Raw genomic sequence first — 14,628 nt, 5'->3', positions numbered from 1 at the left:
AGCAAGCGGTGTAAGAAAACATACAAAATCAGCAAGCAAAGGCTTCTTTCGCACGGGATGCCAGTTCATCTTTAGACAAGTTTTCAATCTTGGAAGCCATGGACCAATGATGGCCAAACGGATCTACTACAATTCCGTGTCGTTCACCCCAGTAGGTATCTTGCAGCGCTGTAATAGGACGTGCACCACAATCAAGTGCTTGTTGCCAAAATGTATCAATATCATTGATGTAAAGATGAAGGCTGGCGGCAGCGCCTCCTAGAGCAGAAGGGCTCAATATCTTGTTTTCTAATGACTCCTCCATCACCCGTACAAATGAGTTGCCTATCTTAAGTGTTGCGGCAACCACCGTTAGCCCATCTGGACTGAGAACCTGTTGGCTCGGTTCAGCGCCAAAGCAGCCCCGATAGAATTCGACGGCGTCCTGAATCCCTCTCACCACAATAACGGGCGTCACGGTGCGATACCCTCTGGGTATCGGCGATACTTTTTTACTCATAGCACATTCCTTGGTGATATTTGAAAATGATAATTAGTGTAAAGCTAAAAATTTCGAATTATGTAAAAGGCCACTCAGGAGAGGTCTGAATAAGTAACATCTAACCATCAGAATGCTGATCAGGTATCTACATTTAATTAAGGTGACGATTATCAGGCTTCTAAAATTAAAAGCCAGCTTGGAGTGTAAAGTCGTGCCACTTTTTTGTAGACAGTAGGCCCTATTGATCGAGCTGGTACTGACAAGTTAACTCTTGTTACGGGATAATCAGCGAATGAAATCATCCCAAATTAAGTATAAACGTCACTGCTTCCCGTCAGTCATCATCCAGCATGCCGTTTGATTGTACTGCCGTTTCAATCTTAGTTACCGAGATATTGAAGATCTCTTAGCTGAGCGTGGAGTGACCGTTAGTTATGAAGCGGTCAGATTGTGGTGTAATAAGTTTGGCCCTCAGTATGCTCATCATTTAAAGAAAAAATCTCGGGGCTTCGGTGATACGTTCTTCATTGATGAAGTGTTTGTGAAGATTCATGGTAAACAGCATTACCTGTGGCGGGCCGTTGATCAGGATGGCGATGTTATTGATGTGTTTTTGCAAGAACGTAAGGATAGTTCGGCTGCGAAGCGCTTTTTAACGAGACTGATTCGTTCAAGTGGGGGTGATCCCCGTAAGATTGTTACCGATAAATTAGGGAGTTATCGTGTTGCTCACCGAGAGTTGATACCTGATGTTATTCACGATACATCGCAGTATGCGAACAATCGAGCTGAGCTTTCTCATCAGCCAACGAGAGTAAGAGAGCGGGGTTGCTGCGGTTTAAATCAATGGGTCAGGCGCAGCGGTTTTTAAGTGTTCATGCTGTGGTTCATAACCTTTTCAATCTTGTAGGGGGATGGTTTCAGCATCGAACTATCGGTATTTCAGGGAAGGTGCGTTTAACGAGTGGAGAGTAGTGACAGCTTAAGGCTTTTCTACTCATTTTAATCCGGTTGATAAAGTTAACTTGTCAGCACCATATAAGATATGGTTTGCTTTTGGAGAAACTTACCCTGAACTAGGGCAAATTAGCCCAGAGCTAGAAGATACCGCTAGTGAATACGGCAATGGGACGGATACCGATTAGCGCAACGGATAAGGGATAAATGGTACCGCTAGGGGCGCAGAGTGGACAAGAACCTAAATATATTATGGAAGATGTATGATCGAAGAAAGCATTAAATCAATAAAAGCAGATTTGTATGATCGTGTCTCAAGCCCTTTGATGTTCGGTTTTTGTGTTGCGTGGTGTGTGTGGAATTATAAATTTTTACTAGTTCTTTTGTCTGATGAAAAGGTTCTTGAAAAAGTGAGAATTATTGATGAGATATTATATAAAACAGACTATCAGGTTCTATTTTATGGTATTTTTTATCCACTGTGTTCAACTCTGATTTATATTTTTATATACCCGTATCCTGCAAAAATAATATTTTCATTTTATAAGAGAAGACAGTCAGAAATAGCTTCGGTTAAAAAGAAAATTGAAGATTATGAGTTATTATCCAAAGAAGAGTCTTTTAAAATAAAAAATAAAATTTATGAATTAGAACACGAATATGAAAAAAGAGAAAAAATAAAAGATGATGAAATAAAATTATTAAATGACTATATAAAAAGTAGATTGAAAATATCTCTTGAAGATTATAAGAAAAGATACCTTGGTGTTGTTATTACTAATGATCAATTGGATGTTTTAAAAGAAGCAAAAACGAAAGCCCGTAAAAATATAGATGAACTTTTTAAAGATAATGTTGATAAGAAAGACAAGGATTTGATTCAATCTGATATTGATTTTCTTGAAATTAGTGATCTTATCAAAGTTAATGTCGCTAGTGGTAGTCATAAAAAATCTATAGAAATAACCCCAAAAGGTCGTCAGACCATACTGAATTATACAACATAGGTTAATGAAAATATAAAATACACTAATCTATAACACTGCTTTTTAAATTAATCGAAATATAATATTTTAAATTAACAAAAAAGCACACTTAAATAACGAACTATAATAAAAAATGCAATTAAGTTAGGTAAAGCAAACTCCCATAAAAAACGCTTTCTAGCCCATCGAGTAACGATCAAATCAGCATCATCTTTGATAATGGCATTTTCATCTTCTGGGTTGTGCTCTCCTATCAAATAAGCTGGGTCTTTTTTATGTAGTGCTTTATCTAATGCTCTCTTCGTATCTGTACCATTTTCTAGTAAGACTGAAACCCAGAATGCGGTTAGCTTATATAACAATAACCAGAATAAAAATAAACCTATAGATACAGTTTGAGGAGGGGTAACAGAAATACCAAAACCAACAAATGAAGCATCGCCAAAAGTTATCTCAGCATTGGGATCGATTAAGAACATTAGGACAGAAATTAATAATATTGCACTGCGATGTTTTAAAGATACCTCTCCTAGTTTTCCTATATGTAGATGCATCCAGTACTGGAAATCGTTCCAGTATTCTTTATTTTTTCCTTGCCCCCAATTATTTTCACTCATTCCTTTGACCTATTTTCATGTTAAATTGCTATTGAAGATATCTATAAGATTGTGGTGCTTTTATATTTTCACCAAGTTCGCACAAGTTCATAGGGCGATCATATATCTTCAAATCACCTACTTCAAAAGCAACTGCTTTTTCTTTGCCTTCAAAATATGAGCGGAAAAATTCTTCAGATATGCCTGAAAAGTCTTTTGTTTTTTCCCATAAGTCATCAGGTGAATGAGACATTACATCAGCTATTTGAAACTCTGCCACAACTTTACCTACAGGCATCGTTGAATAAATGACAATCGTTTTAATATTATCTCGTTTGAAATCAGTTTTTCTGAATTCAAAACGTTTTGAGCCATCAAGTATTTTCTCTACATACTCAGGCTTAATTGATAATAAAACTTTCATTGATGTCACCTAAGCTAATAATGTGTTTGAACTGATTGTCTGTAAGTTTCATTACACCCCAGTAGTCTTTTTCTTTAAGGCCTACTTCTTTTATAAGTTTATCACGAATTGTTCTTTTCTGCATGGCTGTGTTGTAAGTAAATTTAATTATATGAATATATTTTTTATTATTGAATATATCAGTAAGCTCTTGATCAGAGAAAACAGAATATGAAGAGCAATAATCTTTAAAGTCTTGAAGAGAACTGAATTCAAATATGCTTTTGTATTGCTCTACAACACCGATTGATGTGATCACTGACCTGAATCTAGCTGGGCCCTTATAGTCATTGGTTCTATATATAGCCAAAAGGTCACCGCTTTTAAAAAGGGCCGTGTCATTCATCGCGCATATATATATTTTATGAATACTATTAGAATGAGATATATCTTTAATTAGATCATGACTTTCATTGTTTAATATTGAATCAGGTAACATTCGAGTATGGTACTCTGGTTGTATCGATAGTAAATATTTATTAACGCCTTCAGAGTTCATGCGAGGATAATCTTTAAGAATATCACCTTTGTAACTTGTCATATTTTTTACTAAAACACTTTCTTGCCCGTTTTGTGTGGTTTTAACAGAGACTTTTTCAAAACCATAGAGTGCAAATAAATGTAGTAAATATTCATGCTTATCAAAAACAGTAACGTATACGTCATCGACTTCTTCTGACATAGCATGATCAAAAACCTTCTTGATAAAACGCTCACCACGGCGTGTGCCATGCGAATCAAATTTGAATGTTCCTACCTTTAAGTGTTTACCATTTGGTAATGCAGGGTCTATATCCAGCACCTCACCCAGCTCAGGTTTTAGATACATGAAGCCTTCTATTGCACCAGTATCAGTACGTAATACGTATGCGTGTTCACCAACTCTCGCTTTTTTATCAAACCAAGCAGTAAACTCTGAATAGTCACTTTTAAGTGTACTAAAAAAGGAATCATCTAGATTAATACTAGAGAAGGGTACATAAGAAAGATTTTCCATAATCACTGCCTTTATATATCTGTGTTCAGTATTGAATGAATAAACGTCACTATTAGAGCTATATCGTCACTAGTGTTATACACCAATAGAGGAATGTTGAGTTTTGTGGCTACGTGATGAGCGCGTAAAATTTCACAGCGCTGCATTTCTTCAAATTCTTCAAGGTTACGGTGAATGCCATCACGTTGATAAATTCGGTCAACAATAGTCTCAGGGTTACCCGTTAGTAAAACGATGGCCTGTACTTTTAAGTCTAGGAAAGTGCTTGTTGGCACATTCGACACTTGTTTACTGCTATTGAATAGGCAGAAGTGCCCATCCAGTAAGTTCCAGCTTTCTGATGTATAAAGGTTAAACGCTTTAACTAAGTCTGTTTGGTTTCCCTCTACATCATCAACAATTTTAGTTGTCTGACTATCCAATCGAAGTGTTAACTGTTTAATTAAGTCACTGCATGAGTGGTGTGGGATAGATATTTTTGATGTGAGTGCATTGCAGGCAGTTGTTTTACCAACACCGTGAATACCGCCCAGAAATATGGTTTTCCTTTCCACTCTCACCTCTTCCTTGATGTGATTGAACAAGTATTTAGAACTGCACTTAAATAAAAGTTGGTTTATTAATCTTCAAGTATTGATGATAAACCTTATATGATCAAAGAAAACTGACATTTATTAGATTAATGATAGTGGGCACTTGTCGTGACGATAAAAAAAATAGATAAAGGCTGGTATGTAGATATCTGGCCTAGTGGCAGGAGCGGTAAACGATATCGAAAAACGCTATCGACGAAAGGGGAGGCTATTCGTTGGAAGGCTTGGGTTATTCAGCAGGTAACGCAAAACCCAGACTGGGAACCACCACGTAAAGATAGAAAGCATTTATCTGATTGTATTTCTATTTGGTTTGATGGACACGGGCAACACCTGAAAGACAGTAAGAGTCGGCTGCAAATCCTCAATAAAATCTGTGCTGAGTTAGGCGACCCAATAGCGGCAGAGCTAACACCTGAACAATATACTCAATATCGAGCAGCTAGAGCGAACCAAGTTACCAGTAATACTCTTAATCATGATCTTGCCTATTTAAAGGCTGTTTATAACGAGCTGGTCAAACAGGGGCAGCTTAAAGCCAATCCGCTCATTCATATCAAACGCATCAAAATTGATGAACACGAACTAACATTCTTGACCAAAAACCAAATACAGCTTCTTATTAAGCACTTAAAGGAGAGGCGAAACAAAGACGCACTGCTGATAACAAAACTCTGTTTAGCAACAGGGGCTCGGTGGAGTGAGGCAGAGCAGATCACCAATCAACAGATAAGACCGTTTAGCGTAAGGTACACAGGTACAAAGTCAGGTCGTAACAGAACTATTCCTATTACTGAAGAGCTGCATAGTGAGATTGCACACAACCGTGATAACGATAGAGCCTTTATCAATAGTTATGATGCATTTACAGCTGCACTTGTAGAATCAGGTATCAAGCTACCGAAAGGGCAACGAACACATGTGTTAAGACACACATTTGCCAGCCCTTCATAATGAATGGCGGAAATATTCTGACACTACAGAAGGTTTTAGGTCACAGCACAATTAACATGACAATGAGATACGCACATCTAGCGCCAGACCATCTGAACGAGGCAAAAATATTCAACCCGTTGAGTAGTTTGAGCAATGTAGACGATTTGTAGACAACGACGAAACACAGAGGAAAGTAACTAAGAGTTAAGTTACTGTTTTATATAATGGTACCGGTGAGCGGACTTGAACCGCTACGCCTTTCGGCAACGGATTTTGAATCCGTCGTGTATACCAATTTCACCACACCGGCACATCTTTAACTTCTTTTGCTCAGTATCAGATAGATACAGAATCTGTCTATCAATTTAACCATACTGGCTTAAAGTGTGGGCGTATTATAGGCAGCTTTCGCGGTACGTCAATCCCTATATTTAAACTATGATAAAAAAAATTGTTTTGCTGTACAATCTCTTGCCTCTTTAACGTCCTTTTTGTAGTGATATGCTGGTAAAAGATTTTAGTTTTGAACTTCCCGAAGAACTTATTGCGAGTTACCCGTTAGAGCAGCGCTCTGCAAGCCGTTTATTGTGTTTAGAGGGTAATTCGGGTGAGTTAACGCATCGACATTTTTCGGATGTACTCGAGCTATTAACCCCTAATGATTTAGTGGTTTTTAATAATACTCGTGTCATACCTGCTCGCTTGTTTGGTGAGAAGTCCTCTGGTGGTAAGGTTGAAGTGCTGGTTGAACGAGTGCTGGATCAGCATCGTGTGTTAGCACATGTTCGCTCTAGTCGCTCGCCCAAGCCGGGTGCTGTTTTGTTGCTTGAAGGTGCAGCGCAAGCAACAATGGTGGCTCGTCATGAGAATTTATTTGAGTTGGAGTTTGCAGGCGAGGCCCCTGTTATTGATCTGCTCGAAAAGCATGGGCATATGCCCTTGCCGCCTTATATGAAGCGTGAAGATCAGTTAGAAGATCGTGAGCGTTATCAAACGGTTTATAACTCACAGCCAGGTGCGGTGGCCGCACCTACGGCAGGTTTGCATTTTGATGAGACGTTGTTGGCGCAGTTGGATGAAAAAGGTATTCAAAAAGCCTTTGTGACTCTGCATGTGGGTGCGGGTACGTTTCAGCCAGTGAAGGTTGAGCGTATTGAAGATCACATCATGCACGCTGAGTATATCGAAGTGGATGAGTCGGTGTGTGAAGCGGTAAGAGCAGCGCGTGCCCGTGGTGGTCGAGTTGTCGCCGTAGGCACAACCAGTGTTCGTTCGCTTGAAAGTGCCAGTCAAAACGGTGAAATTCAACCTTTCTTTGGTGATAGTTCTATTTTTATTACCCCTGGGTATGAATTTAAAAGTGTTGATCTGTTGATTACGAACTTTCATCTTTCTGAATCAACACTATTGATGCTAGTCAGTGCTTTTGCAGGGTATGAGCATACGATGCATGCATACGCAGAAGCGGTAAAACAAAAATATCGATTTTTTAGTTACGGTGATGCCATGTGTATCAGCCGTAAAACAGATACAACGGAGGCTTTGTGAGCCGTAACTGCTTTATGAAATTTGAAAAGATTGCGACACAGGGCAAAGCCCGTCGTGGTCGTTTAACCTTTCCTCGTGGTGTTGTAGAGACGCCTGCATTTATGCCGGTAGGAACTTACGGCACGGTGAAAGGGATGCTGCCAAGAGATATCGAAGCTATTGGTGCGCACATGATTTTGGGAAATACTTTCCATTTGATGCTGCGTCCTGGTACCGAAATTATCCAGCAGCACGGTGACTTGCATGACTTTATGCAGTGGAAGGGCCCTATTTTAACGGACTCTGGTGGTTTTCAGGTGTTCAGCCTTGGCAAGATGCGAAAAATCACTGAAAAGGGTGTTACCTTTCAGTCGCCAGTAAATGGCTCAAAAGTGTTTATCGATCCTGAACGTTCTATGCAGGTGCAGCGTGAGCTGGGTTCAGATGTCGTGATGATTTTTGATGAATGCACTCCTTATCCGGCAACAGAGATGGAAGCTGCTGAGTCGATGCGTTTGTCACTGCGTTGGGCGAAGCGTTCTAAAGAGGCACATGGGGATAGTCCATCGGCTCTGTTTGGCATTATTCAGGGTGGTATGTATGAAAACCTGCGTGATGAGTCTTTAGCTGGATTAACGGATATTGACTTTGATGGTTATGCTATCGGTGGTTTATCTGTTGGTGAGCCTAAAGATGAGATGGTTAAAGTACTTGATCATCTAGCGTATAAGATGCCAGAAGACAAGCCTCGCTACCTAATGGGCGTCGGTAAACCTGAAGATCTAGTAGAAGGCGTGCGTCGTGGTGTGGATATGTTTGATTGTGTTATGCCGACGCGTAATGCTCGAAATGGCCATCTGTTTGTCTCTACGGGGGTTGTAAAACTAAGAAATGCCTCCAATAAAACAGATACGCGTCCGTTAGATGAAACCTGTGATTGTTATACTTGTCAGAACTTTAGTCGCGCTTATCTGCACCATTTGGACAAGTGTCACGAAATTTTGGGCGCACAGTTAAATACGATTCATAACCTGCGTTATTATCAGACATTGATGGCTGGTTTGCGTGAGGCGATTGAACAGGGTAAATTGGACGACTTTGTAACAGAGTTTTACAGCAATCGGGGTATGGAAGTGCCGCCGTTAGCCGAAAATTAATTTTAATTTCATAACGTTAGGAGTAGCAATGAGCTTCTTTATTTCCCCAGCTTACGCTGAAGCAGCAGGTGCTGCAGGAGAAATGGATCCAGGTTTTTTCAACATTATTTTCCTGTTGGGCTTTGGTTTAATTTTCTATTTCTTCATGTGGCGTCCACAGGCAAAACGTGCCAAAGAGCATAAAGCATTGATCAACGACCTGACCAAAGGTGATGAAGTGCTAACCGCTGGTGGTATTCTTGGTAAAGTTGTTAAGCTAAATGATGACTATGTAGTACTAGAAGTAAGTGAAGGAACAGAGCTTACTTTCCAGAAAGTACATGTTTCAGCTGTATTGCCTAAAGGCACTCTGAAAAGCATCTAATACTTAAGTTTGTTTGAAACGCCACTCTTCTCAGTGGCGTTTTCGTTTGTATACAAGGAACGGGCACCATGCTCAACCGATACCCTCTGTGGAAAAATCTACTTATTCTCTTTGTACTGCTTATTGGCGCGCTTTACGCATCTCCCAATTTGTATCCTGAAGATTATGCTGTGCAGCTGTCAGGTAATCGTGACATTCATCAGGTAGATCAACCGCTGATGGATACCGTTACCTCTGCCTTGAAACGTGAAGGCTTAGTTTATAAAGAAGTTGAATTAACGAGCAAAAGTGGACTGATTCGTTTTGCTGATGGTGAAGCCCAGTTAAAAGCTAAGCAAATTATTAGCAGTGTACTCGGCGACAACTATGTTGTTGCGCTGAACTTAGCGCCGACTACGCCTGAATGGCTAGAGAGTATTGGCGCGGGTCCCATGAAATTAGGACTCGACCTGCGTGGTGGTGTGCATTTCTTGCTAGAAGTGGATATGGCGACGGCAGTAGCTCAACGTCTTGATGTGTATGTGTCTGAAATTAAAGTGAAGCTGCGTCAAGATAAGCTACGCTATCGTTCAGTCACGCATCGTGAAGATGGTAGTTTAGAGGTGAAGTTTGCAGATGCCGCAACACGTGATAAAGCCCAGAGCTTGATACGTAAAGATTACACTGAGTTTCTTTTGCAGACAGAAGATACTGACAAGGGTAATTTTTTGATTGTTACTCTGACAGAGCAAACAACACGTTCGATAGAAGATTATGCAATCAAGCAAAACCTAACAACCCTGCGTAATCGTGTGAATGAGCTAGGTGTTGCTGAGCCTTTGGTGCAGCGTCAAGGGCGTAACCGTATTGTTGTTCAGTTGCCGGGTGTGCAAGATGCTGCTGCTGCAAAACGCATTATTGGTAAAACAGCGAACCTTGAGTTTCGATTGGAAGCTAAACCGGATGCAAGTCGTGGTTTGACTGATACGTATGAGTTTCGTAATGAGCCTGGGCGTAGGGGGGTGCTTGAGAAAGACATTATTATTACCGGTTCAAGTGTTTCTAATGCACAGTCGACGTTTGATGAAAATGGGCAACCCCAAGTATCTATTACGCTAGATAGTAAGGGTGGGCAGTTGATGGGGCGGACCACGCGTAATGCTATTAAGCGCCGCATGGCTGTTCTTTTTGTTGAGCACAAAGCGCGTACCTTGATTGAAACCGTGGATGGGGAGCAAGTGGAAAGGCGTGTCCCATACGTAGAGAAGAAAATTATCTCTCTGGCTACAATCCAGTCGGTATTGGGTTCTTCATTTCGTATAACGGGTCTTGATGGCGGTGGTGAGTCGTCTGAGTTGGCGTTGTTGTTACGTGCAGGTGCGCTGGCAGCTCCGGTTTACTTTGTTGAAGAACGTACCGTAGGGCCAAGCTTGGGTGCTGAAAACATTGCGCAGGGTGTTACTTCTGTGCAAATCGGTTTTGCGCTTGTATTGATCTTCATGCTGGCTATTTACCGCGTCTTCGGGTTACTGGCTAATATTGCACTGTGTATCAATTTAGTGCTGTTGGTGGCAGTAATGTCGTTGCTATCAGCGACGCTAACATTGCCCGGTATTGCCGGTATCGTATTGACGGTAGGTATGGCGGTTGATGCTAACGTGCTCATCTTTGCGCGTATAAAGGAGGAGTTAAAAAATGGTCTTCCTCCGCAGTCAGCTATTAGTGCTGGTTTTGATCGCGCCTTTACGACAATATTTGATGCCAACATTACGACATTGATCGCTGCAGTAATCTTGTTCTCAATGGGTACAGGGCCTGTGAAAGGTTTCGCAATTACATTGTCCGTTGGTATTGTGACGTCGATGTTTACCGCTATTTTGGTAACGCGTGCGTTAGTGAATTTAACCTATGGCAACCGCCAGCTTAAATCGCTGTCGATCTGAGGTACATGAAGATGTCAGGAAATATTAAAGTTTACAACTTCATGGGTTTACGGAAGTTGGCAACTATATTCTCATTGTTGTTATTGCTGGTATCCATTGGCTCTTTAGCGACGCGTGGGCTGAATCTAGGGCTAGATTTTACTGGTGGTAGCCTTGTTGAATTAGGTTATGAGAAAGAAGCTAATCTAAATGATATCCGCAGCCAGCTAAACGCCGCTGGTTTTGAAGGTGCTGTAGTGCAAACCTTTGGTGCGCCTACCGATATTCTTATTCGTTTGGGGTCAGATCATGATCCTAAGTTGGGCGATAAGGTATTGGCTGCGTTGCAGCAGGATGGCGGTCAAAATATCGAGCTACGCCGTAATGAGTTTGTTGGCGCTCAGGTTGGTGAAGAGTTGCGCGAACAGGGCGGTCTAGGAATGCTATTGGCACTCTTTATGATCATGCTGTACGTGGCCTTTCGTTTTCAGTTCAAGTTCTCGGTAGGGGCTGTCGTTGCTCTAGGGCATGATGTCTTGATCGTTGTTGGTTTCTTTTCACTCTTTCAGATTGAATTCGATTTAACCGTGCTGGCTGCTGTACTGGCTGTTATCGGTTACTCGTTGAACGATACGATTGTAGTGGCGGATAGGATTCGTGAGAACTTTCGTAAGCTGCGCAAAGAAACCTCAATGGAAATAATGAATATTTCGTTGAGTCAAACCTTGAGTCGTACCTTGATTACTTCAATCACTACCTTGTTGGTATTGGTAGCGTTGGCAATGTTTGGTGGTGAGATGATTCATGGCTTTGCCATTGCGTTGTTAGTCGGTGTTACTGTGGGTACTTACTCTTCTATTTATGTGGCAGCAAATGCTCTGATCATGATGGGGATTTGTAAGGAAGATTTGATACCCCCGCCTAAAGATGATCAGGAAGCGGTAGACGAGCTTCCTTAAATTAGAGAAACACAGGCCGGCATCTTGCCGGCCTGTTTGTTTATACCGCATACTATTAAAAAATAGTTTATCTATTGGATGGAAAGTCATGAGTAAAGAGTGGGCCCAGAACGATCCAGAAGCTCAGCGTGAAGCTGAGAAGTATCAGAACCCGGTACCTAGCCGTGAGTATATTCTTGATTTTCTGCATAGCTGGGGAGCACCCATTAGTCATGGCAGACTGTGTGCTGAATTAAAGATATCTGGAGAAGATCCTATCGAAGCGGTTTCCAGGCGCCTTAAAGCAATGTGTCGTGATGGCCAGCTAATGAGCAACCGTAAAAACGAATTTGGTCTGATTAAAAAAATGGATCTGTTGCCGGGTAGAGTTATCGGCCATCGTGATGGTTTTGGCTTCGTTAAACCTGATGAAGGCGGTAATGATTTATTCATTAGTCCACGTCAAATGCGTCAAGTTTTTGATGGCGACCGTGTCGTTGTGCAAGAGATTGGTGTTGATCAAAAAGGGCGACGCGAAGGTAAAGTTATAGAGGTACTAGAGCACTGTACGCATAAGCTTGTAGGGCGTTTTAAAGGGGCTGCGGGCTTTGGGCATATACATCCTGAAAACCAGCGTATTACGCAGCAGGTTATGGTAATCGCAGACCCAGAAGGCGGTCTTTCTTATGAAGATGATCAGCTGGTTGTGGTTGAGATTACTCAACAACCAGGTAAGCGTAATATGCCTCAAGGTCGTGTTATTGAGGTGCTGGGTGATCATATGGCAGCCGGTATGGAAATTCAGGTTGCTATTCATAACTACGATATTCCCAATGAGTGGCCTGACGCCATTCATCAAGAAATTGGCGACTTAACACCGGAAGTAGAAGAGTCTGCAAAGCAGAATCGCGTTGATTTGCGTCATCTACCTTTTGTGACTATTGATGGTGAAGATGCTAGAGACTTTGATGACGCAGTTTACGCAGAAGAAAAAGCCAGCGGTGGCTGGCGCTTATGGGTCGCTATCGCCGATGTTTCTTGGTATGTGCGCCCTGGTACAGCGCTGGATCAAGAAGCGCATAAGCGTGGTAACTCGGTGTATTTTCCTGAGTTTGTTGTGCCTATGTTGCCAGAGCTGTTGTCGAATGGCTTGTGCTCATTAAACCCTAATGCAGACCGCTTAGCGATGGTTTGTGAAATGACTATTAGTGCTGCTGGGGTGTTATCGGGTTACCGCTTTTATGAGTCGATTATTAACTCACAGGCAAGGCTAACCTATACAAAAGTGGGGGCTATGTTGATGGAGCCTGCCTCTGATGATGGTGTTGCTCTGCGCAGTGAATATTCACATGTTGTTCCTCATCTTGAGCATCTGTATGCACTGTATTTTGCATTAAGAACGGCGCGAGGGAAGAGGGGCGCTATTGATTTTGAAACCACTGAAAGTCGTATGATTTTTGGTGAAGACCGTAAGATTGAACAGATTGTGCCTGTTGTGCGTAATGATGCGCATAAGCTGATAGAAGAATGTATGTTGTGTGCCAATGTTGCCACAGCACGTTTTTTAAGCAGCACTGATATGCCTACGCTATATCGTGTTCATGAAGGGCCTAAAGTTGGCCGCTTAGAGAGCCTTAGATCTTATTTAGGGGAGCTTGGCCTTGAGTTGGGTGGTGGGGATGAACCAGATCCAAAAGATTATCAGCAGTTAGCCGGTTGGATAGAAGAGCGTCCTGATCGACATGTAATACAGACAATGATGTTGCGCTCCATGGCGCAAGCTGTCTATACGCCTGAGAATAATGGTCACTTTGGTTTAGCTTATCCTGCGTATACGCATTTCACATCGCCTATTAGGCGTTACCCTGACCTTTTGGTGCACCGTGCTATTCGTGCCATGATTCATTCTGACTCTCAGGCACGCACAGTGCGTCGCCCCGATGATTTTGTGCACAATCCTGCGTTTAGGTATGCCTACACCACTGAGCAAATAGTGCAGCTTGGTGAACATTGCTCAATGGCGGAGCGACGTGCTGATGATGCTACGCGTGATGTGGTTGCGTGGCTTAAGTGTGAGTTTATGCAAGATCAGGTTGGTCATGAGTACGACGGTGTTGTATCTGCTGTCACAGGTTTTGGTTTGTTTATAGAGTTGGAGTCTGTCTATATCGAAGGCTTGGTGCATATTACTGGTTTGCCGAGTGATTATTATCACTTTGATGCGCCGAAGCAGCGCCTAGTTGGAGAGCGTACGCGTAAGGTCTTTAAGTTAGGTGACCGTTTGCGTGTACAGGTAGCGCGCGTTGATTTAGATGATCGTAAAATTGATTTTGAACTAGTTAAGTCTTTAGAAAGTGGCCAGATAGTTAAAGCTAAAGTCAGTCAGCGTCAGCTATTGGCAGAAGGCAAAATAGGGGCCGCAGGAGAGCATGCTAAGCCTAAAGCAACGAATGGCCGAGGTAGGCCAAAAAGTAAAGCTAAGGCTAAGCCAGGACACCAAGGGTCAGCGCATAAAAAGGCGCATATGTCTGCGGCTGAGCGAGAGCTAGCTGCTATATCGAAAGGTGGTGAAGGCAAAAGTAAGAAAGCTCAAAAGCGTCGTGCTAAAAAGCCTAAGAAGGCTTCGGCAGCTAAGCTTTCTAAAGGCCGTAAGTGATTCATGGCGAATGCTCTTTGTATAATATTGCCATTATTTATAACAGCATTTTTGCAGTAACACTCTTTACAGTAAT

General features: G+C 41.9%; 13 protein-coding genes, 1 tRNA gene and 1 pseudogene. 9 read left to right on the top strand and 6 right to left on the bottom strand.

All coding sequences use genetic code 11. The features are described 5' to 3' along the window. Positions 1 to 28 precede the first annotated feature (28 nt). On the bottom strand, positions 29 to 499 hold the full coding sequence (locus NEJAP_RS16835; protein WP_201348306.1) for a VOC family protein: 471 nt from the start codon (positions 497 to 499) through the stop codon (positions 29 to 31). Between the two features lie 274 nt (positions 500 to 773). Between NEJAP_RS16835 and NEJAP_RS16830 the strand changes: the two are divergent. Both NEJAP_RS16830 and NEJAP_RS16825 read left to right on the top strand, forming a co-directional pair. Beyond that, positions 774 to 1,467 (top strand): annotated as a pseudogene (locus NEJAP_RS16830) (IS6 family transposase). A gap of 234 nt (positions 1,468 to 1,701) precedes the next feature. Next, entirely contained in the window at positions 1,702 to 2,445 is a 744-nt protein-coding gene (locus NEJAP_RS16825) for a hypothetical protein (protein WP_201348304.1), read from the top strand. Positions 2,446 to 2,516: 71 nt separating this feature from the next. On the opposite strand, the gene NEJAP_RS16820 is transcribed toward NEJAP_RS16825, so the two are convergent. From NEJAP_RS16820 to NEJAP_RS16805, 4 genes are read right to left on the bottom strand one after another with little or no spacing between them, the layout of a single operon-like run. Further along, complete coding sequence (locus NEJAP_RS16820; protein WP_201348303.1) at positions 2,517 to 3,041, bottom strand: hypothetical protein; 525 nt, start codon at positions 3,039 to 3,041, stop codon at positions 2,517 to 2,519. Positions 3,042 to 3,069: 28 nt separating this feature from the next. Then, the gene (locus NEJAP_RS16815) at positions 3,070 to 3,444 is read right to left on the bottom strand and encodes an ASCH domain-containing protein (RefSeq protein WP_201348302.1); all 375 of its coding nucleotides are present in this window, start codon (positions 3,442 to 3,444) and stop codon (positions 3,070 to 3,072) included. Further along, positions 3,422 to 4,480 carry a hypothetical protein gene (locus NEJAP_RS16810; protein WP_201348301.1) on the bottom strand — a complete coding sequence of 353 codons (1,059 nt, stop codon included), beginning with the start codon at positions 4,478 to 4,480 and terminating at the stop codon, positions 3,422 to 3,424. The genes NEJAP_RS16815 and NEJAP_RS16810 overlap by 23 nt, the downstream gene beginning before the upstream one ends. Before the next feature lie 11 nt (positions 4,481 to 4,491). Then, positions 4,492 to 5,034 carry an ATP-binding protein gene (locus NEJAP_RS16805; protein ID WP_201348300.1) on the bottom strand — a complete coding sequence of 181 codons (543 nt, stop codon included), beginning with the start codon at positions 5,032 to 5,034 and terminating at the stop codon, positions 4,492 to 4,494. A gap of 147 nt (positions 5,035 to 5,181) precedes the next feature. Here NEJAP_RS16805 and NEJAP_RS16800 point away from each other — a divergent pair, with 147 nt between their 5' ends. Continuing rightward, positions 5,182 to 6,027: a tyrosine-type recombinase/integrase gene (locus NEJAP_RS16800; RefSeq protein ID WP_201348299.1), complete on the top strand. Its 846-nt coding sequence runs from the start codon at positions 5,182 to 5,184 to the stop codon at positions 6,025 to 6,027. A gap of 207 nt (positions 6,028 to 6,234) precedes the next feature. Here NEJAP_RS16800 and NEJAP_RS16795 read toward each other — a convergent pair. Continuing rightward, positions 6,235 to 6,319 (bottom strand) — tRNA-Leu (locus tag NEJAP_RS16795). 191 nt (positions 6,320 to 6,510) lie between these two features. On the opposite strand from NEJAP_RS16795, the gene queA reads away from it, so the two are divergent. The 6 genes from queA to rnr all read left to right on the top strand — a co-directional run bounded on the left by queA (position 6,511) and on the right by rnr (position 14,552). Continuing rightward, the gene (gene queA / locus NEJAP_RS16790; RefSeq protein ID WP_201348298.1) at positions 6,511 to 7,557 is read left to right on the top strand and encodes a tRNA preQ1(34) S-adenosylmethionine ribosyltransferase-isomerase QueA; all 1,047 of its coding nucleotides are present in this window, start codon (positions 6,511 to 6,513) and stop codon (positions 7,555 to 7,557) included. Between the two features lie 14 nt (positions 7,558 to 7,571). After that, complete coding sequence (gene tgt, locus NEJAP_RS16785) at positions 7,572 to 8,693, top strand: tRNA guanosine(34) transglycosylase Tgt (RefSeq protein ID WP_201350693.1); 1,122 nt, start codon at positions 7,572 to 7,574, stop codon at positions 8,691 to 8,693. Positions 8,694 to 8,721: 28 nt separating this feature from the next. Further along, positions 8,722 to 9,057 carry a preprotein translocase subunit YajC gene (gene yajC / locus NEJAP_RS16780; RefSeq protein ID WP_201348297.1) on the top strand — a complete coding sequence of 112 codons (336 nt, stop codon included), beginning with the start codon at positions 8,722 to 8,724 and terminating at the stop codon, positions 9,055 to 9,057. A 68-nt stretch (positions 9,058 to 9,125) separates the two neighbouring features. Beyond that, positions 9,126 to 10,979, top strand: coding sequence for a protein translocase subunit SecD (gene secD / locus NEJAP_RS16775; protein ID WP_201348296.1), 1,854 nt, complete (start codon positions 9,126 to 9,128; stop codon positions 10,977 to 10,979). An 11-nt stretch (positions 10,980 to 10,990) separates the two neighbouring features. Further along, complete coding sequence (gene secF / locus NEJAP_RS16770; protein ID WP_201348295.1) at positions 10,991 to 11,917, top strand: protein translocase subunit SecF; 927 nt, start codon at positions 10,991 to 10,993, stop codon at positions 11,915 to 11,917. Between the two features lie 88 nt (positions 11,918 to 12,005). Then, complete coding sequence (gene rnr / locus NEJAP_RS16765; RefSeq protein ID WP_201348294.1) at positions 12,006 to 14,552, top strand: ribonuclease R; 2,547 nt, start codon at positions 12,006 to 12,008, stop codon at positions 14,550 to 14,552. The last annotated feature ends 76 nt before the right edge of the window (positions 14,553 to 14,628 follow it).

Origin of the sequence: Neptunomonas japonica JAMM 1380 (assembly GCF_016592555.1) — a bacterium.
GTDB classification, from domain to species: Bacteria; Pseudomonadota; Gammaproteobacteria; order Pseudomonadales; family Balneatricaceae; genus Neptunomonas; species Neptunomonas japonica_A.
Note: the sequence above shows the minus strand (reverse complement) of the source record. Positions and strands in the feature narration are given on the sequence as shown.